The organism is Streptococcus sp. GMD5S (assembly GCF_000298715.2).
Classification (GTDB): domain Bacteria; phylum Bacillota; class Bacilli; order Lactobacillales; family Streptococcaceae; genus Streptococcus.
The window spans coordinates 1-19,981 of record NZ_AJRG02000005.1; the positions used below are offsets into that span (position 1 = coordinate 1).

Below are 19,981 nucleotides of genomic sequence, written 5' to 3' on the forward strand. Positions count from 1 at the left end.
CTCTCAAGATTTAAGTAACTGTACAACCCTGTACCATGGTTATCCGTCGGATGATGTGTTTTTGTACTCTCAAGATTTAAGTAACTGTACAACAGTTGCTGATGTGTTTTTCATATCCAGCCAGTTTTTGTACTCTCAAGATTTAAGTAACTGTACAACTAAATCTAAAAATTAGAAAAACCACCAAGCGTTTTTGTACTCTCAAGATTTAAGTAACTGTACAACTAAAATATCGAGAAACCTGGTATTTCATGGGTTTTTGTACTCTCAAGATTTAAGTAACTGTACAACAAGATAGCCACAATAGCATCCCAAATGCTTGTTTTTGTACTCTCAAGATTTAAGTAACTGTACAACAGGTGATACAACAGGAATCTGAGGCGCTGGGTTTTTGTACTCTCAAGATTTAAGTAACTGTACAACTCAAAAGAGAGTCGCTCTTGGTACCAAGTAGTTTTTGTACTCTCAAGATTTAAGTAACTGTACAACTTATGTGGCAAGCGCTAACTACTACAGATAGTTTTTGTACTCTCAAGATTTAAGTAACTGTACAACCCGTGAAATTAGTAGTGTTCAAAGGTGCTAGTTTTTGTACTCTCAAGATTTAAGTAACTGTACAACATGCTTGTATTCGCTTTATGGAAATCCTCAGTTTTTGTACTCTCAAGATTTAAGTAACTGTACAACACCTCATGCTTGAAGATGGCCGATTGGCTGAAAAAGAAAGTTTCAACATCGGGCCTGACGGATTGATCACTACAAAATAATTTTTTAAAAATAGAAAGGAAATTTTCTAAAATATTGTTCGAATTGTAACCGCAGGCTCAGGCTTGCGGGCTTTCTTGTTTGCAATAATAAAAGCAGTGACGGAAATCACTGCTTATCAGCTGTAGCAAATTCATAAAGTTTTTCTGCTGTGAGAAGTGCCATTTTGTCCATGCTTGTTTTTCCTTTTCTGAGGTCAGAAACGGTAGTCCATGGCACACCGGCACCTTGTGAAATAGCAGATGTAGAAATAGAACTATTAAGTAATTCTTGAATAACTTTTCTCATATTTTTCTTTACCTCAATTTTTATCTTAATCATATTATATAACGGAGAACCGAGATGTCAAGCGTTTTGATAAATTATTTCTAAATATTTTCGCCCCAAACTTGCCCCCAAAAACTTATTTTTTTATATTTTTTAATAGTTTTTCTCTTTTTAAAAACCATGAATAACAACAAACCAGAAAGACTGATATATATTATTATGTTTGCAGGGGGCATATAAACAGTGTAAAAAACCGCTCAGCTGAGCGGTTTTCGTATTTTATCATACTTTACAGTACCCACGTACGAATAGCATGGGCAACGCCAGATTCGTCATTTGTTTTGGTGATGTATTTGGCGATTTTTTTGAGTTCTGGATTTCCATTTTCCATAACAACGGGGTTTCCAACGACTTCGAGCATGGCACGGTCATTTTCTTCGTCCCCGATAGCCATAGTTTCATCTTTGGTCAATCCTAGTTTTTCAGCTAAGTGAGTGATGGCTGAACCCTTGTCCACATTCTTTTTAAGGAGTTCGAGGTAGAAAGGAGCAGATTTGTTGATGGAGTAGCGCTCGTAAAATTCGGCTGGAATTTTTTCAATAGCAGCGTCGAGAATTTCTGGTTCATCGATAAACATACACTTGACAATTTCCTTGTCAGCCATTTCTTCAGGAGTGCGGTAGAAGATGGGCATGCTGACGAGGGTTGATTCGTGCACCGTGTACTTTCCGATATTGCGATTGGCAGTATAGATACCGTCCTTGGTAATAGCGTGCATGTGGACACCGAGCTTGCGACTGAGAAATTCCATATCCAGATAATCCTCATAGGTCAAGGATTCGCTGATAATCTCCTGCCCAGTAGCAGTTTCTTGGACAAGGGCACCGTTGAAGGTTACGACATAGTCACCCTCGTCTCTCAATTGCAAGTCGTCCAGAAGTTTGGCAACGCCTGCGATAGGACGACCTGTTGCAATGACGACTTTGACACCAGCTTGTTTGGCGTCTTGAATGGCAGAAAAGACTTCCGGAGTGATCTCCTTTTTACTGTTAACTAGGGTACCATCGATATCGACGGCGATTAGTTTAATACTCATAAATTTCCTCTTCTAGTTTTTATTTGGGGTAAAATGATCGTTCTCAATCAAGTGTAAAAATTGCTGGGTAATGCTTGCGAAGATGCTATTTTGATCTAACATTTCTTTTGGAAAATAGAAACGATTGTCTCCGTGGCGACTGCCAGCAAGGGATTGGACGATAGGAGACAGGCTAGAGAGTTCAGCTAGTTCTCCATTTTTTTGTAAAATCTCAATCTGTGTCCGTGGGTTTTCAGATTCGGGACGATAGATATCATAAGGAAGGTCAAAGTTCTTATGAATAGCAGTATAGTAGTCTGGATCAAAACCGATTTCTTCAACCAGTTGTCTCATGGTTGCGAGTTGGTCTTGGTCTTTTTCTGAAAAAGTAATGGATTTAAAGACCTTGCGGTTGACAAAACGTTGCGACAAGTCGGCTAGTATCTTGTCAGGACTGGTCATCCAGAGTTGGAAGTAGGTATTCATCACGCCGTCATCAAGTGCCAGATAGTCAGATAGAGTAACTTTCTTTTCAAAAAAAGGTAGCAAATGTGGAGAAGTGCGTGCAAAGAAATCTTTGTCTTCAGGATAGAGTTCCTTAGCGCGTTTGAGGAGATTTTGTAGGAGAACTTCCATGGCACGTGTTGCTGGGTGGAAATAAACCTGCATATACATCTGGTAGCGACTGAGAACATAGTCTTCAATGGCATGCATACCGTTGCGCTGAAAGGCGATCCCATTTTCGACAGGACGAATCACTCGTAGGATCCGTGTCAGGTCAAATTCCCCATAAGATGCTCCTGTAAAATAGGAGTCGCGCAAGAGATAGTCCATGCGGTCTGCATCAATCTGACTAGAAATGAGCTGTACGACCTGTTTGTTAGGATAGGTATGGTCGATGACACTGGCCACCTTTTCTGGGAAATCTGGCGCTACTTGAAGCAGGACTTGGTGAATCTCTGTCTCAGGACTTTGGATAATTTCCTGGGTAATGGCCTCATGATCTGTATCAAAGAGATTTTCAAAAGTATGCGAGTAGGCACCATGTCCAAGGTCATGTAGGAGAGCAGCGATCATGGTCAAGAGAGACTCAGCAGGATCCCATTCTTCAGGATATTTTTCTTCAAAAATCTCCGTGATACGTCGAGCAATCTCATAGACACCCAAGCAGTGGGAAAAGCGGCTGTGCTCCCCACCGTGGAAGGTATAACTGGAAGTTCCTAGTTGCTTGATACGGCGCAGACGTTGAAATTCCTTTGTATTGATCAAGTCATAGATGACCTGGTTGTTTACATGGATATAGTTGTGAACTGGGTCACGGAATACTTTTTCGTTCATATGACCATTATAGCAAAATCCTGCTCTTTTTGGTAAAATAGTAGGACAAGAGACAGAAAGAGGATTTGATGTGAAGATTCGGATGCGAAATACGATTCAGTTTGATGAGCAGTTGGAAGTCATTGACCAACTCTATGACGTGGAAGTGCGTGAAAAGGGGGATTATAGCTATTTACTCTTTTATAATGAGGAAAAGGAGAAAGTGGTTCTCAAGTTTCATCAAGAAGAATTGGTGATGACCCGTTTCTCAAAGCCCAATACCATCATGCGTTTTCTAAAGGATAGTGATAGTTTGGCCTATATTCCTACTCCAATGGGGATGCAGGAGTTTATCATTCAAACGAGTCATTACAAACTGGATGGGCAAAAGATTGAGCTAGCCTATCAACTACAAAACCAAGAGGGACATCCCTTTGCTAGCTATCAATTGGAAATTACTTGGGGATAAGAAAAAGGTTGGCGAGGGCCAACCTTATTTGATATAGAGTTCTTGGTTTTTTAGGACAATTTCACGTACACTTGCAAACTTCTTGAGTTTTTTTAATTCTTCAGGATGGGTTACGAGAGTGATGACATAGCCCTCTTTGCCCATGCGACCTGTACGGCCAGCACGGTGAGTGTAAGTTTCGATATCTCTAGGAATATCAAAGTTTACGACACATTCTAGACTATCGATATCAATTCCACGAGCCAGAAGGTCAGTTGCAAGGAGCAAGGTTAGTTGCTTGTCCTTAAACTTTTCCAAGATAACTTTTCTAAACTTGACATTGACATCACTAGCGAGGGAAACAGCTAGGATATCTCGATACTGTAATTTTTCTTCTGCACTTCCAAGGTCTGATAGGCTATTAAAGAAGACCAGACCGCGGAAATCCTCAACATGAGCTAGTTTTCGTAGCATATCCACTCGGTGACGTTGGTCTACCTGCATGTAGAAGTGTTGGATGTTGTCCAACTTTTGGTCAGAAAGGTCGATGGTGCGCGTGTTTGGAGCAATCTTTTCTTGGTCAAACTTGGTCGTCGCACTCATGTAGATGAGTTGGTGGTCACGAGGTGCGTAGTGAGTAATTTTCTCTACAAAGTGAATCTGAGAATCATCGAGCAATTGGTCAAATTCATCCAGAATGATGGTTTCCACATTCATCATCTTGATTTTTTTCAATTTAATCAACTCAAAGATACGGCCAGGAGTTCCGATCAGAATTTCTGGCCCTTTTTTTAGGCGTTCAATCTGGCGTTTCTGACTTGAACCTGATAAGAAGAGCTGAGCAGTCAAGCCGATAGCCTCTGACCACGTTTTACATACATCAAAAATTTGTCCAGCAAGTTCTGTATTTGGTGCTAGAATCAAGAGTTGCTGGGCTTTTTTCTTTTGTAGTCTGAGAAGACTTGGTAGGAGGTAAGCTAGGGTCTTACCAGTTCCTGTTGGGCTCACTCCTAGGAGGTTTTCTCCAGCAAGAATGGGCTCAAATAGTTGAGTTTGAATGGGGGTGAATTCTTGGAAACCGAGTCGGTCACTTAGTTCTTGCCATTCAGTCGGTAGTTTGGTTTTCATTTTTCTGCCTCAAATCTAATGCCAGCAGTCTGGCGCATGATATATAATAGGTCATGAACAGAACCTGCATCATCCAGCCAGTTCTGGTAAAGTGTCTGGTCTGGTTGCTGAATCATGTGTGCAAATGCAGCTGCTTCCTCAGTCATCGTATGGGGAGCCTGTTGGATAGGGAGCTGGACTTGATTTCCTTGGTGGTCGGTAAAAATAGCTGAGCGGACATGTTCAATCGTGTTGAGTGTCAAGGTTCCATCTGTTGTGTAGATCTCGCAAGGAAGATTGGAAGTGATGTTTTTTCCAGCCTTGATATGAACTTGAAAGTCAGGGTAGAAGAGGATACCATCGCCATTTAGGTCAATGCTATTGTCAAGCTGTTGAGCCTGATAGGTCGCGTCTTGGGCCTTTCCAAAGAGACGAATAGCAGCGTAGATAGGATAAATCCCCAAGTCCATAAGAGCTCCACCAGCAAAACGGTCTGAAAAGACATTGGGAGTCTGTCCAGCCAACAAGTCAGGCATCTTGGAAGAATACTTGGCATAGTTGAAATCTGCTCCCAGCACTTGCTTGTCTGCTAAAAAGTTTTTGATAGTAGTAAAGGCTTCCTCGTGGTAATTACGAGCTGCTTCAAAAATAAAACAGTGATTTTTCTCAGCTGTTTGTCTCAAATCTAGCCATTCATGTGGCTGAGTAACAGCAGGTTTTTCAAGAATGACATGTTTACCTGCAGACAAGGCAGTCTTGGCTTGAACAAAATGCAAGGAGTTTGGACTAGCGATATAGACTACATCAAAGGAAGACTGAAAGAATTCCTCTAATTGATCAAAGAGTTGGATATTCTTATAGCGGGAAGCAAAGGTTGCGGCAGTTTCTAGTTTTCTAGAATAGACTGCAACCAGCTGGTATTCTCCGCTAGCATGGGCTGCTTCTATGAAATGATGGCTGATAGCCCCTGTTCCGATAACACCTAATTTAAGCATAAATACTCCTTTTCCGACTTTAAATCCTTCCTTCATTATAACATAGAAAAGAAGGACTATCCAACAGATGGTAAAAATTTTCAAATGGACTACGCTTTTCTTAAAGAAAGTGGTACAATATTGAAATGAGTAAATGAAACTGAAATGGGAGAGATAATGAGATTATTACCAATAAGAAAAATATCTCGTCAGTCTAAAAGACTAGCGCTTTTTTTGACCTTTTGTGCAGGATATGTCGATGCCTATACCTTTATCGTTCGAGGGAACACCCTTGTGGCTGGACAAACTGGGAATGTTGTTTTTCTCTCTGTAGGACTCATTCAGCAGAATGTCTCGGACGCCAGTGCTAAAGTGATGACCTTGTTGTCCTTTATGATGGGTGTCTTTTTTCTGACATTGTATAAGGAAAAACTTCGAATTGTTAAAAAGCCGATTTTGTCCTTGATACCACTCGCGGTCTTATCCATAATCATTGGTTTTGTTCCCTTGTCAGTAGACAATATCTACCTAGTTCCACCCTTAGCGTTTTGTATGGGACTGGTGACAACAGCCTTTGGAGAAGTTTCGGGTATCGCCTATAATAATGCCTTTATGACTGGGAATATTAAACGAACCATGTTGGCTTTTGGGGATTATTTCCGAACCAAGCATACGCCTTTTCTACGAGAGGGCTTGATTTTTGTTAGCTTGCTTAGTAGTTTTGTCTTCGGAGTTGTTTTCTCAGCTTATTTGACGATTTACTATCAAGAGAAGACAATTCTAGGTGTTCCTTTTATGATGAGTATCTTTTACTTCAGCATGCTTTTTGCTTTTTGGAGGAAAAAAGGGAAAGAAAAAGCTTAAATTTGATTGATTTCGCTTGTAAGAAAAAAGAAGATATGCTATACTTGAAGAGTTGACTATGCACAGTCCTGTGCAACCGCACGAACATCGTTGCTCACATAGTGAGTATAAAGTGGTTCGTCCCACGATGCTAGGCGAGTCTTCACAAAAATACGGGGAAACCCAAAAAATCATAGGAGGTGCATAATGAGCACATACGCAATTATCAAAACTGGCGGAAAACAAGTTAAAGTTGAAGTTGGTCAAGCAGTTTACGTTGAAAAATTGAACGTTGAAGCTGGTCAAGAAGTTACTTTTAACGAAGTTGTTCTTGTTGGTGGTGAAAACACTGTTGTCGGAACTCCACTTGTTGCTGGAGCTACTGTAGTTGGAACTGTTGAAAAACAAGGAAAACAAAAGAAAGTTGTTACTTACAAGTACAAACCTAAAAAAGGTAGCCACCGTAAACAAGGTCACCGTCAACCATATACAAAAGTTGTCATCAACGCGATCAACGCTTAATTTTAAGGAGAACACATGATACAAGCAGTCTTTGAGAGAGCCGAAGATGGCGAGCTGAGGAGTGCGGAAATTACTGGACACGCCGAAAGTGGCGAATACGGCTTAGATGTCGTGTGTGCATCGGTTTCTACGCTTGCCATTAACTTTGTCAATTCCATTGAGAAATTTGCAGGCTACGAACCAATCTTAGAATTAAACGAAGATGAAGGTGGCTATCTAAAGGTTGAAATACCAGCGGATCTTCCTTCACACCAGAGAGAAATGACCCAGTTATTCTTCGAATCATTTTTCTTAGGTATGGCAAACTTATCGGAGAACTCTTCTGAGTTCGTCCAAACCAGAGTTATCACAGAAAACTAACACGGAGGAAAACATTATGTTAAAAATGACTCTTAACAACTTGCAACTTTTCGCCCACAAAAAAGGTGGAGGTTCTACATCAAACGGACGTGATTCACAAGCGAAACGTCTTGGAGCTAAAGCAGCTGACGGACAAACTGTAACAGGTGGATCAATCCTTTACCGTCAACGTGGTACACACATCTACCCAGGTGTAAACGTTGGACGTGGTGGAGACGATACTTTGTTCGCTAAAGTTGAAGGCGTAGTACGCTTTGAACGTAAAGGTCGCGATAAGAAACAAGTTTCTGTTTACCCAATCGCAAAATAAAAAGGTCCAGTAAACCTTTTTATCCCGAGCCTTGGTATTTTAAGGCGAGGAAGCTAGAAGTAGCATTAAATAAGGCTTTCCGAGTTCTCGGAGAGCCTATTTTTTTGTTTTGATACCCATTTTGAATTTAATAGAGAATAGTTAGATTTAAACTTGCGATGGACACTTTTTTCTTTTTTGGAAAAATTCTGAAATATGGTATAATGAACAGATAGAGAAGTTGGGGGTAGAAGATGAATATTCAACAATTACGCTATGTTGTTGCTATTGCCAATAGCGGTACTTTCCGTGAAGCTGCTGAAAAGATGTATGTTAGTCAGCCAAGTCTGTCTATTTCTGTGCGCGATTTGGAAAAAGAGCTGGGGTTTAAGATTTTCCGTCGGACGAGTTCGGGGACTTTCTTAACCCGTCGTGGTATGGAATTTTATGAGAAAGCGCAGGAGTTAGTTAAAGGCTTTGATGTTTTTCAAAATCATTATGCCAACCCTGAGGAAGAAAAAGATGAATTTTCCATTGCCAGCCAGCACTATGACTTCTTGCCACCAACGATTACGGCCTTTTCGGAACGTTATCCTGACTACAAGAACTTTCGTATTTTTGAGTCTACTACAGTTCAGATATTAGACGAAGTGGCCCAAGGACATAGTGAGATTGGGATTATCTACCTCAACAACCAAAATAAAAAGGGCATCATGCAACGGGTTGAAAAGCTTGGTTTAGAAGTTATTGAACTAATTCCTTTCCAGACTCACATTTATCTTCGTGAAGGGCATCCTTTAGCCCAGAAGGAGGAATTGGTCATGGAGGATTTAGCGGATCTACCAACCGTTCGTTTTACTCAGGAAAAGGATGAGTATCTATACTATTCAGAGAACTTTGTCGACACCAGCGCGAGCTCGCAGATGTTTAATGTGACGGACCGTGCTACTTTGAATGGTATTTTGGAGCGGACGGATGCTTATGCGACTGGATCTGGATTTTTAGATAGTGACAGTGTTAATGGGATTACAGTCATTCGTCTCAAGGATAATCTAGATAATCGCATGGTCTATGTCAAACGGGAAGAAGTTGAGCTTAGTCAAGCTGGGACTCTTTTCGTTGAGGTTATGCAAGAATATTTTGATCAAAAGAGGAAATCATGAAAAAAAGAGGAATGGTAGCAGTCATTGTACTGCTTTTGATTGGGCTGGATCAGTTGGTCAAAAATTATGTTGTCCAGCAGATTCCACTGGGTGAAGTGCGTTCGTGGATACCCAATCTCGTTAGCTTGACCTACCTGCAAAATAGAGGAGCAGCCTTCTCCATGCTGCAAGATCAGCAGTGGTTATTTGCTGTCATTACATTGGTCGTCATGGTAGGAGCCATTTGGTATCTACATAAACACATGGAGGATTCTCTCTGGTTAGTTTTTGGACTGACTTTGATAATCGCGGGAGGTCTGGGTAACTTTATCGACAGAATGAGTCAAGGTTTTGTGGTGGATATGTTTCACCTAGACTTTATCAACTTTGCGATTTTCAATGTTGCTGACAGCTATTTGACAGTTGGTGTGATTGTTTTATTGATTGCAATGCTTAAAGAGGAAGTAAATGGAAATAAAAATTGAAACTGGTGGGCAACGTCTAGACAAGGCTTTGTCAGATCTGACAGAATTGTCACGCAGTCTCGCGAATGAACAAATCAAGGCTGGACAAGTTTTGGTTAATGGGCTAGTCAAGAAAGCAAAATACACTGTCCAAGAGGGGGATATCGTCACCTACCATGTGCCAGAACCGGAGGTTTTAGAGTATGTGGCTGAAGATATTCCGCTAGATATCATTTACCAAGATGAGGATGTAGCCGTTGTTAACAAACCTCAGGGGATGGTGGTGCATCCGAGTGCTGGTCATACTAGCGGAACCTTGGTCAATGCCCTCATGTACCATATCAAGGACTTGTCAGGTATCAATGGTGTTCTCCGGCCGGGTATCGTTCACCGCATTGACAAGGACACGTCGGGTCTCCTCATGATTGCTAAGAATGATGAGGCGCATCTAGCACTTGCTCAAGAACTTAAGGACAAGAAGTCTCTCCGCAAATACTGGGCGATTGTTCATGGCAATCTTCCCAATGATCGTGGTGTGATTGAAGCGCCAATTGGTCGTAGTGAAAAAGACCGTAAGAAACAGGCTGTGACTGCTAAAGGGAAGCCGGCAGTGACGCGTTTCCACGTTTTGGAACGTTTTGGTGATTATAGCTTAGTGGAGTTGCAACTGGAAACAGGACGTACCCACCAAATCCGTGTTCATATGGCTTATATTGGCCATCCAGTCGCTGGTGATGAAGTCTATGGTCCTCGTAAGACTTTGAAAGGACAAGGACAGTTTCTCCATGCTAAGACTCTAGGTTTTACCCATCCGAGAACAGGTGAAACCTTGGAATTCACAGCAGATATTCCAGAGATTTTTAAAGAAACGCTGGAAAGATTGCGTAAAACTGAGAATAGATAAAAGAGTTGAGATGCCTTGTCTCAACCTTTTTCATTTCAAGTCTTTTCTATTTTAAAGTATTCATGTTATAATGGATAAATATGAAGAATCGGAGTGAGAATATGAAGTACAAACGAATCGTCTTTAAGGTAGGGACTTCCTCCTTGACAAATGAAGACGGGAGTTTATCAAGGAGTAAAGTAAAGGCAATTACCCAGCAATTGGCTATGCTGCATGAGGCTGGACATGAGTTGATTTTAGTGTCATCTGGGGCAGTTGCCGCTGGATTTGGAGCTTTGGGTTTTAAAAAACGTCCGACCAAGATTGCAGATAAACAAGCTTCGGCTGCAGTTGGTCAGGGACTTTTGTTGGAGGAATATACAACCAACCTCCTCATGCGCCAGATCGTTTCTGCACAAATCTTGCTGACACAGGATGATTTTGTAGATAAACGTCGCTATAAGAACGCCCATCAGGCCTTGTCTGTATTGCTTCATCGTGGTGCAATTCCCATCATCAATGAAAATGATAGTGTCGTCATTGACGAACTCAAGGTGGGTGATAATGACACTCTGAGTGCCCAGGTAGCGGCTATGGTCCAAGCGGACCTTTTAGTTCTCTTGACTGATGTGGACGGTCTCTATACTGGAAATCCCAACTCAGATCCAAGAGCTAAACGTCTTGAGAGAATCGAGACTATCAATCGTGAGATTATTGATATGGCTGGTGGAGCAGGTTCGTCTAATGGTACTGGGGGTATGCTGACAAAAATCAAAGCTGCAACTATTGCGACGGAGTCAGGAGTGCCAGTCTATATTTGCTCCTCCTTGAAATCAGATGCCTTGATTGAGGCAGTAGAGGATACCAAGGATGGTTCTTACTTTGTTGCGCAAGAGAAGGGACTTCGTACTCAGAAACAATGGCTGGCCTTCTATGCTCAAAGTCAGGGAACGATTTGGGTAGATGGTGGGGCTGCAGAGGCACTTTCAAAAAACGGGAAAAGTCTCCTTTTATCGGGTGTGGTAGAAGTGGAAGGAAACTTCTCTTATCACGATATTGTCACAGTAGCAGATAAAGAAACAGGTCAATCTCTTGGAAAGGGACGTGTCCAATTTGGCGTCTCAGCTCTAGAAGATATGCTCCGTTCTCAAAAAGCTAAGGGAGTCTTGATTCACCGTGATGACTGGATTTCCATCACTCCTGAAATCCAGCTACTCTTTACAGAATTTTAGAGGTGAACGATGGTAAGTACACAAGAACAATTTGAACAGGTACAGGCTGTTAAGAAATCAATCAATACTGCTAGTGAAGCAGTGAAAAACCAAGCCTTGCTAGCTATGGCTGATCACTTAGTGGCTGCTACTGAGGAGATTTTAGCGGCCAATGCCCTCGATATGGAAGCGGCCAAGGGGAAAATCTCAGATGTTATGCTAGACCGTCTTTATTTGGATGAAGGGCGAATCCAAGCGATGGCAAGAGGGATTCGTGAAGTGGTTGCTTTACCAGATCCAATCGGTGAAGTCATAGAAACAAGCCAGCTTGAAAATGGCTTGGTTATTACTAAGAAGCGTGTGGCCATGGGGGTTATTGGGATTATCTATGAAAGCCGTCCAAATGTGACGTCTGACGCGGCTGCTTTGGCTCTTAAAAGTGGCAATGCGGTCGTTCTTCGTAGTGGTAAGGACGCCTACCAAACTGCTCATGCTATTGTCACAGCTTTGAAGAAGGGCTTGGAGACGACTACCATTCATCCAAATGTGATTCAACTGGTGGAAGACACCAGCCGAGAAAGTAGCTATGCTATGATGAAGGCCAAGGGCTATCTAGACCTCCTCATTCCTCGTGGAGGCGCTGGCTTGATCAATGCCGTGGTTGAAAATGCTATCGTACCTGTTATTGAAACAGGAACTGGGATTGTCCATGTCTATGTAGATAAGGATGCTGATGAAGACAAGGCTCTAGCCATCATCAACAATGCCAAAACTAGTCGTCCTTCTGTCTGCAATGCTATGGAGGTTTTGCTAGTTCATGAAGACAAGGCAGCAAGCTTCCTTCCTCGCTTGGAACAAGTTCTGGTTGCAGAGCGTAAGGAAGCTGGACTGGAACCAATTCAATTTCGTTTGGATAGCACAGCAAGTCAGTTTGTTTCAGGTCGAGCAGCTGAGGCCCAAGACTTTGACACTGAGTTTTTAGACTATGTCCTAGCTGTTAAGGTTGTGAGCAGTTTAGAAGAAGCGGTTGCGCATATTGAAGCCCACAGTACCCATCATTCGGATGCGATTGTGACGGAAAATGTTGAAACTGCGGCTTTCTTTACAGATCAAGTGGACTCAGCAGCGGTTTATGTCAATGCCTCAACGCGTTTCACTGATGGTGGGCAGTTTGGTCTTGGATGTGAGATGGGAATTTCTACTCAGAAACTGCACGCGCGTGGACCAATGGGCTTGAAAGAGTTAACCAGCTACAAGTATGTGGTTACTGGTGACGGACAGATAAGGGAGTAAGAGATGAAGATTGGATTTATCGGTTTGGGGAATATGGGTGCTAGCTTGGCTAAGGCTGTCTTGCAGGTCAGGTCGGGTGCTCAGATTCTCCTTGCCAATCGCAGTCAAGCAAAAGTAGATGCTTTCATCGCCAACTTCGGCGGTCAGGCTTCCAGTAATGAAGAAATTTTTGCAGAAGCAGATGTGATTTTTCTAGGAGTAAAGCCTGCTCAGTTTTCTGAACTGCTTTCTCAATACCAGACCATCCTTGAAAAACGAGAGAGTCTTCTTTTGATTTCCATGGCGGCTGGATTGACCTTGGAAAAACTAGCGAGTCTTATCCCAAGTCAACACCGGATCATTCGCATCATGCCCAATACTCCAGTGGCTATTGGCCAAGGAGTGATTAGTTATGCCATGTCAGCAAATTGTCGTGCTGAGGACAGGGAACTCTTTTGTCAGCTTTTAGCCAAGGCTGGCCTTTTGGTTGAGCTGGGAGATGGCTTAATTGATGCGGCGACAGGTCTTGCAGGTTGTGGACCAGCCTTTGTCTACCTTTTTATTGATGCTTTAGCAGATGCGGGTGTGCAGACAGGATTGCCCCGAGAAATGGCTTTGAAAATGGCAGCCCAAACAGTAGTCGGCGCTGGACAAATGGTTCTCGAAAGCCAGCAACATCCTGGAGTTTTGAAGGACCAAGTTTGCAGCCCAGGAGGTTCGACTATTGCTGGTGTAGCAAGTCTGGAAGAACATGCCTTTAGAGGCACAGTCATGGACGCAGTTCAGCAAGCCTATAAACGAACACAAGAACTAGGTAAATAAGAGGTTGGATGACTCCCAGCCTCTTTTATGGTCGATTGAATGGAGAAGACGCAAAAAGATTGTCACAAAAATCTATTTTTTTGATAGAATAGAAGGTAGAAAAAAAGAAATGAGTTAGACATGTCAAAAGGATTTTTAGTCTCTCTTGAGGGACCGGAGGGAGCAGGAAAGACCAGCGTTTTAGAGGCTCTACTCCCAATTTTAGAGGAAAAAGGAGTAGAGGTGCTGACGACCCGTGAACCAGGTGGAGTCTTGATTGGGGAGAAGATTCGTCAAGTGATTTTGGACCCAAGTCATACTCAGATGGATCCTAAAACAGAACTCCTTCTCTATATTGCCAGTCGTAGACAGCACTTGGTGGAAAAAGTTCTTCCAGCACTTGAAGCTGGCAAGTTGGTCATTATGGACCGCTTCATCGATAGTTCTGTTGCTTATCAGGGATTTGGCCGTGGTTTGGATATTGATGCCATTGATTGGCTCAATCACTTTGCGACAGATGGCCTTAAACCCGATTTGACCCTCTATTTTGACATTGAGGTGGAAGAAGGACTGGCTCGCATTGCTGCTAATAGTGACCGCGAGGTCAATCGTTTGGACATGGAAGGTTTAGACTTGCACAAGAAAGTTCGTCAAGGTTACCTTTCTCTTCTGGACAAAGAAGGAAATCGCATTGTTAAGATTGATGCGAGTCTTCCTTTGGAGCAAGTTGTGGAAACGACCAAGGCTGTCTTGTTTGACAGAATGGGCTTGGCTAAATGAAACAAGAACAACTAAAAGCTTGGCAGCCAGACCAGTTTGACCGCTTTGTCCGTATCCTAGAACAAGATCAGCTCAATCACGCCTATCTCTTTTCAGGTTTCTTTGGAAGCTTGGAAATGGCGCAGTTTTTGGCTAAGAGCCTCTTTTGTACGGATAAAGTAGGCGTTCTACCATGTGAGAAATGCCGAAACTGCAAGCTGATTGAACAGGAAGAATTCCCCGATGTTACCTTGATTAAGCCAGTCAATCAGGTCATCAAGACAGAACGCATTCGGGAATTGGTGGGTCAGTTTTCTCAAGCAGGGATTGAAAGTCAGCAGCAGGTTTTTATTATCGAGCAGGCGGAGAAAATGCATCCCAACGCTGCTAACTCTCTGCTCAAGGTCATCGAAGAACCCCAGAGTGAGGTTTATATTTTCTTCTTGACCAGCGATGAGGAAAAGATGTTGCCAACAATCCGTAGTCGGACCCAGATTTTCCATTTTAAAAAGCAAGAAGAAAAGCTCATCCATCAATTAGAACAAGCAGGTCTGGTCAAGAAAAAAGCAACTCTCTTAGCCCAGTTTTGTCAATCACGTGCTGAAGCTGAAAAGTTGGTCAATCAGGCTAGTTTTTGGACCTTGGTGGATGAGAGCGAACGCCTGCTGACCTGGTTATTAGCTAAGAAAAAAGAGAGTTATTTGCAAGTTGCGAAATTAGCCAGCTTGGTAGATGACAAGGAAAAACAAGATCAGGTCTTGCGAATCCTCGAAGTCCTCTGTGGGCAGGATCTCTTGCAAGCAAGGATTCGACAGATTCTACAAGATTTACTAGAAGCTAGAAAAATGTGGCAGGCTAATGTCAGCTTTCAAAATGCTATGGAATATCTGGTCTTGAAAGAAATATAAACTCAATGAAGGATAAAGAAAGGAAAGGGCTGGTTTATGGACAAAAAAGAATTATTTGACGCGCTGGATGATTTTTCCCAACAGTTACTGGTGACCTTGGCCGATGTGGAAGCCATCAAGAAAAATCTCAAGAGCCTGGTAGAGGAAAATACAGCTCTTCGCTTGGAAAATAGTAAGTTGCGCGAACGCTTGGGCGAGGTGGAAGCAGATACTCCCGTCAAGGCTAAGCATGTTCGTGAAAGCGTCCGTCGAATCTATAAGGACGGTTTTCACGTATGTAATGATTTTTATGGACAACGCCGAGAGCAGGACGAGGAATGTATGTTCTGTGACGAGTTGTTGTACAGGGAGTAGGCATGCAGATTCAAAAAAGTTTTAAGGGGCAGTCTTCCTATGGCAAGCTTTACCTTGTAGCAACGCCGATTGGCAATCTAGACGATATGACCTTTCGTGCCATCCAGACCTTGAAAGAAGTGGACTGGATTGCTGCTGAGGACACGCGCAATACTGGTCTCTTGCTCAAGCATTTTGATATTTCGACAAAGCAGATCAGTTTTCATGAGCACAATGCCAAGGAAAAAATTCCTGATTTGATTGGTTTCTTGAAAGCAGGACAAAGTATCGCTCAGGTATCCGATGCGGGTCTGCCTAGTATCTCGGACCCTGGTCATGATTTGGTTAAGGCAGCTATTGAGGAAGAAATTGCAGTAGTGACAGTTCCGGGTGCCTCTGCAGGGATTTCTGCTTTGATTGCCAGTGGTTTAGCTCCACAACCACATATCTTTTACGGTTTCTTACCGAGAAAATCAGGCCAGCAAAAGCAATTTTTCGACTTAAAAAAAGATTACCCAGAAACTCAGATTTTCTACGAATCACCCCACCGTGTATCAGATACATTGGAAAATATGCTAGAAGTCTACGGTGACCGCTCGGTAGTCTTGGTCAGGGAATTGACCAAAATCTATGAAGAATACCAACGAGGAAAGATTTCAGAGCTACTAGAAAGTATTGCTGAAACGCCACTCAAGGGTGAATGCCTTCTCATCGTTAAAGGCGCAAGTCAGGATGTGGAGGAAAAGGACGAGGAGGACTTGTTTTCAGAAATCCAATCTCGTATCCAGCAAGGCATGAAGAAAAATCAAGCCATTAAGGAAGTTGCGAAACTCTACCAGTGGAATAAAAGCCAACTCTACGCTGCCTACCACGATTGGGAAGAAAATCAAGAAAGTGACTAAATTGGGAACCTTGTCTTCTTCCTGAAACAAAAATAACAATCATAAGTATTTTGATAAGATTGCTTATTTTGAGGAGAAATGAAAAGCAAAGTGATGAAGAAAGTAATTGGCGTACTGTTGCCTATTCTCACATTATTTATATTGTCAGCATGTAACAATAGAGTCGATCGTGATTTAGCTAAAATAGCTATTTCAAACATTCGTTCTGTAGTAGAAGCTGCAGGGTTAGAAGCAGAAGGATACTCGACAGCTGATACCTTTGGATATTATGGATCTCCGTTTTACGTTGAAGGAAATACGAAATTTGTTGATGTCTATGTGGATTTTGAAAAAGATTATGTTGAGAGCACTCCAGTCCTTAAATACAATTCGAGGCTTAAAGAAGTTGAAAAGAAAAAATTCTTTGGTTTTTCCAAGAAAACAGTCTACCGTTTAGAAATGGAGTATGTTTCTGGTGATGACAACTATGACCGACTTGAGGAAGCTTATAATATATTACTTCAAAGTGGTAGCTTGACTTCAACATATTTAAGCGATGATGTGATTAGGAATCTTTATATTAAAAATTCAATTGAATTGGACTCATTTGACTCCAATTATTCTTTGGTTCCAAAAAAAGAATATAGTGGCAACCCCAAAACCCGTCTTGAAGAGAGAGATAAAAGAGAGGCAATTTTGAAGACGGATGTAGAAGAACTCACTCCCTTAATTGAGGACCTAGACTCAAGTAGAGTCAACAATCTTGATGAAGAGACGCTTGTTCGTAATCGAGATCTACTTTTAAAAAGAGTTGCTGACAATCGTTCGACCTTTAGTATTCGAATACGTATTGATATAGAGCAGGTACGAAGACAAAACCTACAAGTAACTAATGAAGATATTGACAATTGGACGGATTCTGATTTCGAATACTTACTTGCCCAAATACTTCAAAGCGATAAACTACCTAAGAATACAGAAGTACGTTTTACTATAAAATATGGAAGCAAACTGAATTGGGAGACATTCAATTTTAATAAAGAATAATTTTTGAAAGACATTCAGGAATTCTCCTGTCTGTCTTTTTACTTAGTTTTTTGGTATAATGGACCAAGCATGAATTTAGAAAGATTTGTGGGTGTCAAATAGTCTAGTAGCTTGTTTTTATTTGGACTTAGTTTCCACCCAAAGAGGTATTAGTGTCGTGTCTCAATCTTATATCAATGTTATCGGTGCTGGCTTGGCAGGTTCTGAAGCAGCTTACCAAATCGCAGAACGTGGTATTCCAGTTAAACTCTATGAAATGCGTGGTGTCAAGTCAACTCCTCAGCACAAAACAGACAATTTTGCTGAGTTAGTTTGTTCCAATTCCTTACGTGGGGATGCTTTGACAAATGCCGTTGGACTCCTCAAGGAAGAAATGCGTCGCTTGGGTTCTGTTATCTTGGAGTCTGCTGAGGCTACACGTGTTCCTGCTGGTGGAGCCCTTGCGGTGGACCGCGATGGTTTCTCTCAAATGGTGACCGAAAAAGTGGCCAATCATCCCTTGATTGAAGTGGTTCGTGATGAAATTACAGAATTGCCGACGGATGTTATTACGGTTGTCGCTACTGGTCCTTTGACCAGTGATACCTTAGCTGAAAAGATTCATGCCCTTAATGATGGGGATGGATTCTATTTCTACGATGCGGCGGCGCCGATTATCGACGTTAACACCATTGATATGAGCAAGGTCTATCTCAAGTCTCGTTATGATAAGGGAGAAGCAGCCTACCTCAACGCTCCAATGACCAAACAAGAGTTTATGGATTTCCATGAAGCCTTGGTCAATGCTGAAGAAGCACCGCTGAATTCGTTTGAAAAAGAAAAGTACTTTGAAGGATGTATGCCTATCGAAGTCATGGCCAAGCGTGGCATTAAAACCATGCTTTATGGTCCGATGAAGCCAGTCGGTTTGGAGTATCCAGACGACTACACAGGCCCTCGTGACGGGGAGTTCAAAACACCGTATGCGGTTGTCCAACTTCGTCAGGATAATGCGGCTGGTAGTCTCTACAATATCGTCGGTTTCCAAACCCACCTCAAATGGGGAGAACAAAAGCGTGTCTTCCAAATGATTCCTGGTCTTGAAAATGCTGAGTTTGTTCGTTATGGGGTTATGCACCGCAATTCTTACATGGATTCACCAAATCTTCTTGAGCAGACTTACCGTTCTAAGAAACAGCCTAACCTCTTCTTTGCTGGTCAGATGACGGGTGTGGAAGGCTATGTTGAGTCAGCAGCCTCAGGCTTGGTTGCAGGTATTAACGCGGCTCGACTCTTCAAGGGTGAAAGTGAAGCTATCTTCCCAGAGACCACAGCGATCGGAAGTCTAGCTCATTACATCACTCATGCGGACAGCAAACATTTCCAACCAATGAATGTCAATTTTGGGATTATCAAGGAATTGGAAGGCGAGCGTATCCGTGATAAAAAAGCTCGTTATGAAAAAATTGCAGAGCGTGCCCTTGCCGACTTAGAGGAATTTTTAACGGTCTAATTTTTTTTAAAGAATTGCTCATGATACTATAAAAATCTTAGAAATTGTGATAAAATAGGTAGGATAAAAAAAGGAGAGTAAAAATGGCGAACCCCAAGTATAAACGTATTTTAATCAAGTTATCAGGTGAAGCCCTTGCCGGTGAACGTGGCGTAGGGATTGATATCCAAACAGTTCAAACAATCGCAAAAGAGATTCAAGAAGTTCATAGCTTAGGTATCGAAATTGCCCTTGTTATTGGTGGAGGAAATCTCTGGCGCGGAGAACCTGCTGCAGAAGCAGGAATGGACCGCGTTCAGGCTGATTACACTGGAATGCTTGGGACCGTGATGAATGCTCTTGTGATGGCAGATTCATTGCAACAAGTTGGTGTCGATACGCGTGTACAAACAGCCATTGCCATGCAACAAGTGGCAGAACCTTATGTACGTGGACGTGCTCTTCGCCACCTTGAAAAAGGCCGTATTGTTATCTTTGGTGCTGGTATTGGTTCACCTTACTTCTCAACAGATACAACAGCAGCCCTTCGTGCAGCTGAAATCGAAGCGGATGCCATCCTTATGGCTAAAAATGGCGTAGACGGTGTTTACAATGCCGATCCTAAGAAAGACAAAACTGCCGTTAAGTTTGAAGAATTGACCCACCGTGACGTTATCAATAAAGGTCTTCGTATCATGGACTCAACAGCTTCAACTCTCTCTATGGACAACGACATTGACTTGGTTATCTTTAACATGAACCAACCAGGCAACATCAAACGTGTCGTATTTGGTGAAAATATCGGAACAACAGTTTCAAACAATATCGAAGAAAAGGAATAA

General features: G+C 42.3%; 23 protein-coding genes, 1 pseudogene, 1 CRISPR repeat array and 1 other annotated feature. Of the genes and pseudogenes, 18 read left to right on the top strand and 6 right to left on the bottom strand.

The annotated features are described in order from the left end of the window. Positions 1-57 precede the first annotated feature (57 nt). Positions 58-687: a CRISPR direct-repeat array (repeat unit 36 nt; unit sequence GTTTTTGTACTCTCAAGATTTAAGTAACTGTACAAC). 186 nt (positions 688-873) lie between these two features. The 3 genes from GMD5S_RS0203635 to GMD5S_RS0203645 all read right to left on the bottom strand — a co-directional run bounded on the left by GMD5S_RS0203635 (position 874) and on the right by GMD5S_RS0203645 (position 3,445). Beyond that, positions 874-1,053 carry a hypothetical protein gene (locus GMD5S_RS0203635; RefSeq protein WP_001233347.1) on the bottom strand — a complete coding sequence of 60 codons (180 nt, stop codon included), beginning with the start codon at positions 1,051-1,053 and terminating at the stop codon, positions 874-876. A 268-nt stretch (positions 1,054-1,321) separates the two neighbouring features. Then, entirely contained in the window at positions 1,322-2,128 is an 807-nt protein-coding gene (gene yidA / locus GMD5S_RS0203640; protein WP_000023491.1) for a sugar-phosphatase, read from the bottom strand. Positions 2,129-2,140: 12 nt separating this feature from the next. After that, positions 2,141-3,445, bottom strand: coding sequence for an HD domain-containing protein (locus tag GMD5S_RS0203645; RefSeq protein WP_001003515.1), 1,305 nt, complete (start codon positions 3,443-3,445; stop codon positions 2,141-2,143). 70 nt (positions 3,446-3,515) lie between these two features. Here GMD5S_RS0203645 and GMD5S_RS0203650 point away from each other — a divergent pair, with 70 nt between their 5' ends. Beyond that, positions 3,516-3,893 (top strand): DUF1934 domain-containing protein, encoded by a 378-nt coding sequence (locus GMD5S_RS0203650; protein ID WP_008292384.1) that lies wholly within the window; start codon positions 3,516-3,518, stop codon positions 3,891-3,893. A gap of 24 nt (positions 3,894-3,917) precedes the next feature. On the opposite strand, the gene GMD5S_RS0203655 is transcribed toward GMD5S_RS0203650, so the two are convergent. Together GMD5S_RS0203655 and GMD5S_RS0203660 are read right to left on the bottom strand one after the other, a co-directional pair. Beyond that, on the bottom strand, positions 3,918-5,000 hold the full coding sequence (locus GMD5S_RS0203655) for a DEAD/DEAH box helicase (RefSeq protein WP_000850593.1): 1,083 nt from the start codon (positions 4,998-5,000) through the stop codon (positions 3,918-3,920). Further along, positions 4,997-5,974, bottom strand: a complete 978-nt coding sequence (locus GMD5S_RS0203660) for a Gfo/Idh/MocA family protein (RefSeq protein ID WP_000915873.1) — start codon at positions 5,972-5,974, stop codon at positions 4,997-4,999. Before GMD5S_RS0203660 ends, GMD5S_RS0203655 begins: the two co-directional genes overlap by 4 nt. 156 nt (positions 5,975-6,130) lie before the next feature. On the opposite strand from GMD5S_RS0203660, the gene GMD5S_RS0203665 reads away from it, so the two are divergent. The 4 genes from GMD5S_RS0203665 (at position 6,131) to rpmA (ending at position 7,988) form a co-directional block, all read left to right on the top strand. Then, on the top strand, positions 6,131-6,817 hold the full coding sequence (locus GMD5S_RS0203665; RefSeq protein ID WP_001238359.1) for a YoaK family protein: 687 nt from the start codon (positions 6,131-6,133) through the stop codon (positions 6,815-6,817). A 64-nt stretch (positions 6,818-6,881) separates the two neighbouring features. After that, positions 6,882-6,969 (top strand) — a sequence feature (ribosomal protein L21 leader region). 34 nt (positions 6,970-7,003) lie between these two features. After that, positions 7,004-7,318, top strand: a complete 315-nt coding sequence (gene rplU, locus GMD5S_RS0203670; protein ID WP_000109141.1) for a 50S ribosomal protein L21 — start codon at positions 7,004-7,006, stop codon at positions 7,316-7,318. 15 nt (positions 7,319-7,333) lie between these two features. Then, positions 7,334-7,678, top strand: a complete 345-nt coding sequence (locus tag GMD5S_RS0203675) for a ribosomal-processing cysteine protease Prp (protein ID WP_000613705.1) — start codon at positions 7,334-7,336, stop codon at positions 7,676-7,678. 16 nt (positions 7,679-7,694) lie between these two features. Beyond that, a complete protein-coding gene (gene rpmA / locus GMD5S_RS0203680) occupies positions 7,695-7,988 on the top strand; it encodes a 50S ribosomal protein L27 (RefSeq protein ID WP_000916509.1) in 294 nt (97 codons plus the stop codon). A gap of 145 nt (positions 7,989-8,133) precedes the next feature. On the opposite strand, the pseudogene GMD5S_RS10790 reads toward rpmA, so the two are convergent. Next, positions 8,134-8,229, bottom strand: a pseudogene (locus tag GMD5S_RS10790) (AraC family transcriptional regulator); the annotation flags it as partial. On the opposite strand from GMD5S_RS10790, the gene GMD5S_RS0203685 reads away from it, so the two are divergent. The 13 genes from GMD5S_RS0203685 to pyrH all read left to right on the top strand — a co-directional run bounded on the left by GMD5S_RS0203685 (position 8,222) and on the right by pyrH (position 19,981). Beyond that, positions 8,222-9,130: a LysR family transcriptional regulator gene (locus GMD5S_RS0203685; RefSeq protein ID WP_001025712.1), complete on the top strand. Its 909-nt coding sequence runs from the start codon at positions 8,222-8,224 to the stop codon at positions 9,128-9,130. The pseudogene GMD5S_RS10790 and the gene GMD5S_RS0203685 overlap by 8 nt on opposite strands. Next, a complete protein-coding gene (gene lspA / locus GMD5S_RS0203690; protein ID WP_000745700.1) occupies positions 9,127-9,594 on the top strand; it encodes a signal peptidase II in 468 nt (155 codons plus the stop codon). The genes GMD5S_RS0203685 and lspA overlap by 4 nt, the downstream gene beginning before the upstream one ends. After that, positions 9,578-10,477: an RluA family pseudouridine synthase gene (locus GMD5S_RS0203695; RefSeq protein WP_000403219.1), complete on the top strand. Its 900-nt coding sequence runs from the start codon at positions 9,578-9,580 to the stop codon at positions 10,475-10,477. Before lspA ends, GMD5S_RS0203695 begins: the two co-directional genes overlap by 17 nt. Before the next feature lie 101 nt (positions 10,478-10,578). Beyond that, complete coding sequence (gene proB, locus GMD5S_RS0203700; RefSeq protein ID WP_000875724.1) at positions 10,579-11,688, top strand: glutamate 5-kinase; 1,110 nt, start codon at positions 10,579-10,581, stop codon at positions 11,686-11,688. Positions 11,689-11,697: 9 nt separating this feature from the next. Further along, entirely contained in the window at positions 11,698-12,960 is a 1,263-nt protein-coding gene (locus GMD5S_RS0203705) for a glutamate-5-semialdehyde dehydrogenase (RefSeq protein ID WP_000255272.1), read from the top strand. A gap of 3 nt (positions 12,961-12,963) precedes the next feature. Further along, entirely contained in the window at positions 12,964-13,761 is a 798-nt protein-coding gene (proC, locus tag GMD5S_RS0203710) for a pyrroline-5-carboxylate reductase (protein WP_000689684.1), read from the top strand. Positions 13,762-13,881: 120 nt separating this feature from the next. Beyond that, positions 13,882-14,520, top strand: a complete 639-nt coding sequence (tmk, locus tag GMD5S_RS0203720; RefSeq protein WP_000033380.1) for a dTMP kinase — start codon at positions 13,882-13,884, stop codon at positions 14,518-14,520. Beyond that, on the top strand, positions 14,517-15,407 hold the full coding sequence (locus GMD5S_RS0203725) for a DNA polymerase III subunit delta' (protein WP_000808202.1): 891 nt from the start codon (positions 14,517-14,519) through the stop codon (positions 15,405-15,407). Before tmk ends, GMD5S_RS0203725 begins: the two co-directional genes overlap by 4 nt. Before the next feature lie 36 nt (positions 15,408-15,443). Continuing rightward, complete coding sequence (gene yabA / locus GMD5S_RS0203730) at positions 15,444-15,761, top strand: DNA replication initiation control protein YabA (protein WP_000358229.1); 318 nt, start codon at positions 15,444-15,446, stop codon at positions 15,759-15,761. 2 nt (positions 15,762-15,763) lie between these two features. Next, a complete protein-coding gene (gene rsmI, locus GMD5S_RS0203735; RefSeq protein ID WP_001166904.1) occupies positions 15,764-16,642 on the top strand; it encodes a 16S rRNA (cytidine(1402)-2'-O)-methyltransferase in 879 nt (292 codons plus the stop codon). A 78-nt stretch (positions 16,643-16,720) separates the two neighbouring features. Beyond that, positions 16,721-17,668, top strand: coding sequence for a hypothetical protein (locus tag GMD5S_RS0203740; protein ID WP_000837963.1), 948 nt, complete (start codon positions 16,721-16,723; stop codon positions 17,666-17,668). A 157-nt stretch (positions 17,669-17,825) separates the two neighbouring features. Next, entirely contained in the window at positions 17,826-19,160 is a 1,335-nt protein-coding gene (trmFO, locus tag GMD5S_RS0203745; RefSeq protein WP_000083720.1) for a methylenetetrahydrofolate--tRNA-(uracil(54)-C(5))-methyltransferase (FADH(2)-oxidizing) TrmFO, read from the top strand. A gap of 83 nt (positions 19,161-19,243) precedes the next feature. Next, positions 19,244-19,981: a UMP kinase gene (pyrH, locus tag GMD5S_RS0203750; protein WP_000002994.1), complete on the top strand. Its 738-nt coding sequence runs from the start codon at positions 19,244-19,246 to the stop codon at positions 19,979-19,981.

Excerpts from the sequence above, each read along its gene's own strand:
- GMD5S_RS0203635 (WP_001233347.1), bottom strand. The coding sequence starts at position 1,053 with ATGAGAAAAGTTATTCAAGAATTACTTAATAGTTCTATTTCTACATCT.
- yidA (WP_000023491.1), bottom strand. The coding sequence starts at position 2,128 with ATGAGTATTAAACTAATCGCCGTCGATATCGATGGTACCCTAGTTAAC.
- GMD5S_RS0203645 (WP_001003515.1), bottom strand. The coding sequence starts at position 3,445 with ATGAACGAAAAAGTATTCCGTGACCCAGTTCACAACTATATCCATGTA.
- GMD5S_RS0203655 (WP_000850593.1), bottom strand. The coding sequence starts at position 5,000 with ATGAAAACCAAACTACCGACTGAATGGCAAGAACTAAGTGACCGACTC.
- GMD5S_RS0203660 (WP_000915873.1), bottom strand. The coding sequence starts at position 5,974 with ATGCTTAAATTAGGTGTTATCGGAACAGGGGCTATCAGCCATCATTTC.
- GMD5S_RS0203665 (WP_001238359.1), top strand. The coding sequence starts at position 6,131 with ATGAGATTATTACCAATAAGAAAAATATCTCGTCAGTCTAAAAGACTA.
- rplU (WP_000109141.1), top strand. The coding sequence starts at position 7,004 with ATGAGCACATACGCAATTATCAAAACTGGCGGAAAACAAGTTAAAGTT.
- GMD5S_RS0203675 (WP_000613705.1), top strand. The coding sequence starts at position 7,334 with ATGATACAAGCAGTCTTTGAGAGAGCCGAAGATGGCGAGCTGAGGAGT.
- rpmA (WP_000916509.1), top strand. The coding sequence starts at position 7,695 with ATGTTAAAAATGACTCTTAACAACTTGCAACTTTTCGCCCACAAAAAA.
- GMD5S_RS0203685 (WP_001025712.1), top strand. The coding sequence starts at position 8,222 with ATGAATATTCAACAATTACGCTATGTTGTTGCTATTGCCAATAGCGGT.
- lspA (WP_000745700.1), top strand. The coding sequence starts at position 9,127 with ATGAAAAAAAGAGGAATGGTAGCAGTCATTGTACTGCTTTTGATTGGG.
- GMD5S_RS0203695 (WP_000403219.1), top strand. The coding sequence starts at position 9,578 with ATGGAAATAAAAATTGAAACTGGTGGGCAACGTCTAGACAAGGCTTTG.
- proB (WP_000875724.1), top strand. The coding sequence starts at position 10,579 with ATGAAGTACAAACGAATCGTCTTTAAGGTAGGGACTTCCTCCTTGACA.
- GMD5S_RS0203705 (WP_000255272.1), top strand. The coding sequence starts at position 11,698 with ATGGTAAGTACACAAGAACAATTTGAACAGGTACAGGCTGTTAAGAAA.
- proC (WP_000689684.1), top strand. The coding sequence starts at position 12,964 with ATGAAGATTGGATTTATCGGTTTGGGGAATATGGGTGCTAGCTTGGCT.
- tmk (WP_000033380.1), top strand. The coding sequence starts at position 13,882 with ATGTCAAAAGGATTTTTAGTCTCTCTTGAGGGACCGGAGGGAGCAGGA.
- GMD5S_RS0203725 (WP_000808202.1), top strand. The coding sequence starts at position 14,517 with ATGAAACAAGAACAACTAAAAGCTTGGCAGCCAGACCAGTTTGACCGC.
- yabA (WP_000358229.1), top strand. The coding sequence starts at position 15,444 with ATGGACAAAAAAGAATTATTTGACGCGCTGGATGATTTTTCCCAACAG.
- rsmI (WP_001166904.1), top strand. The coding sequence starts at position 15,764 with ATGCAGATTCAAAAAAGTTTTAAGGGGCAGTCTTCCTATGGCAAGCTT.
- GMD5S_RS0203740 (WP_000837963.1), top strand. The coding sequence starts at position 16,721 with ATGAAAAGCAAAGTGATGAAGAAAGTAATTGGCGTACTGTTGCCTATT.
- pyrH (WP_000002994.1), top strand. The coding sequence starts at position 19,244 with ATGGCGAACCCCAAGTATAAACGTATTTTAATCAAGTTATCAGGTGAA.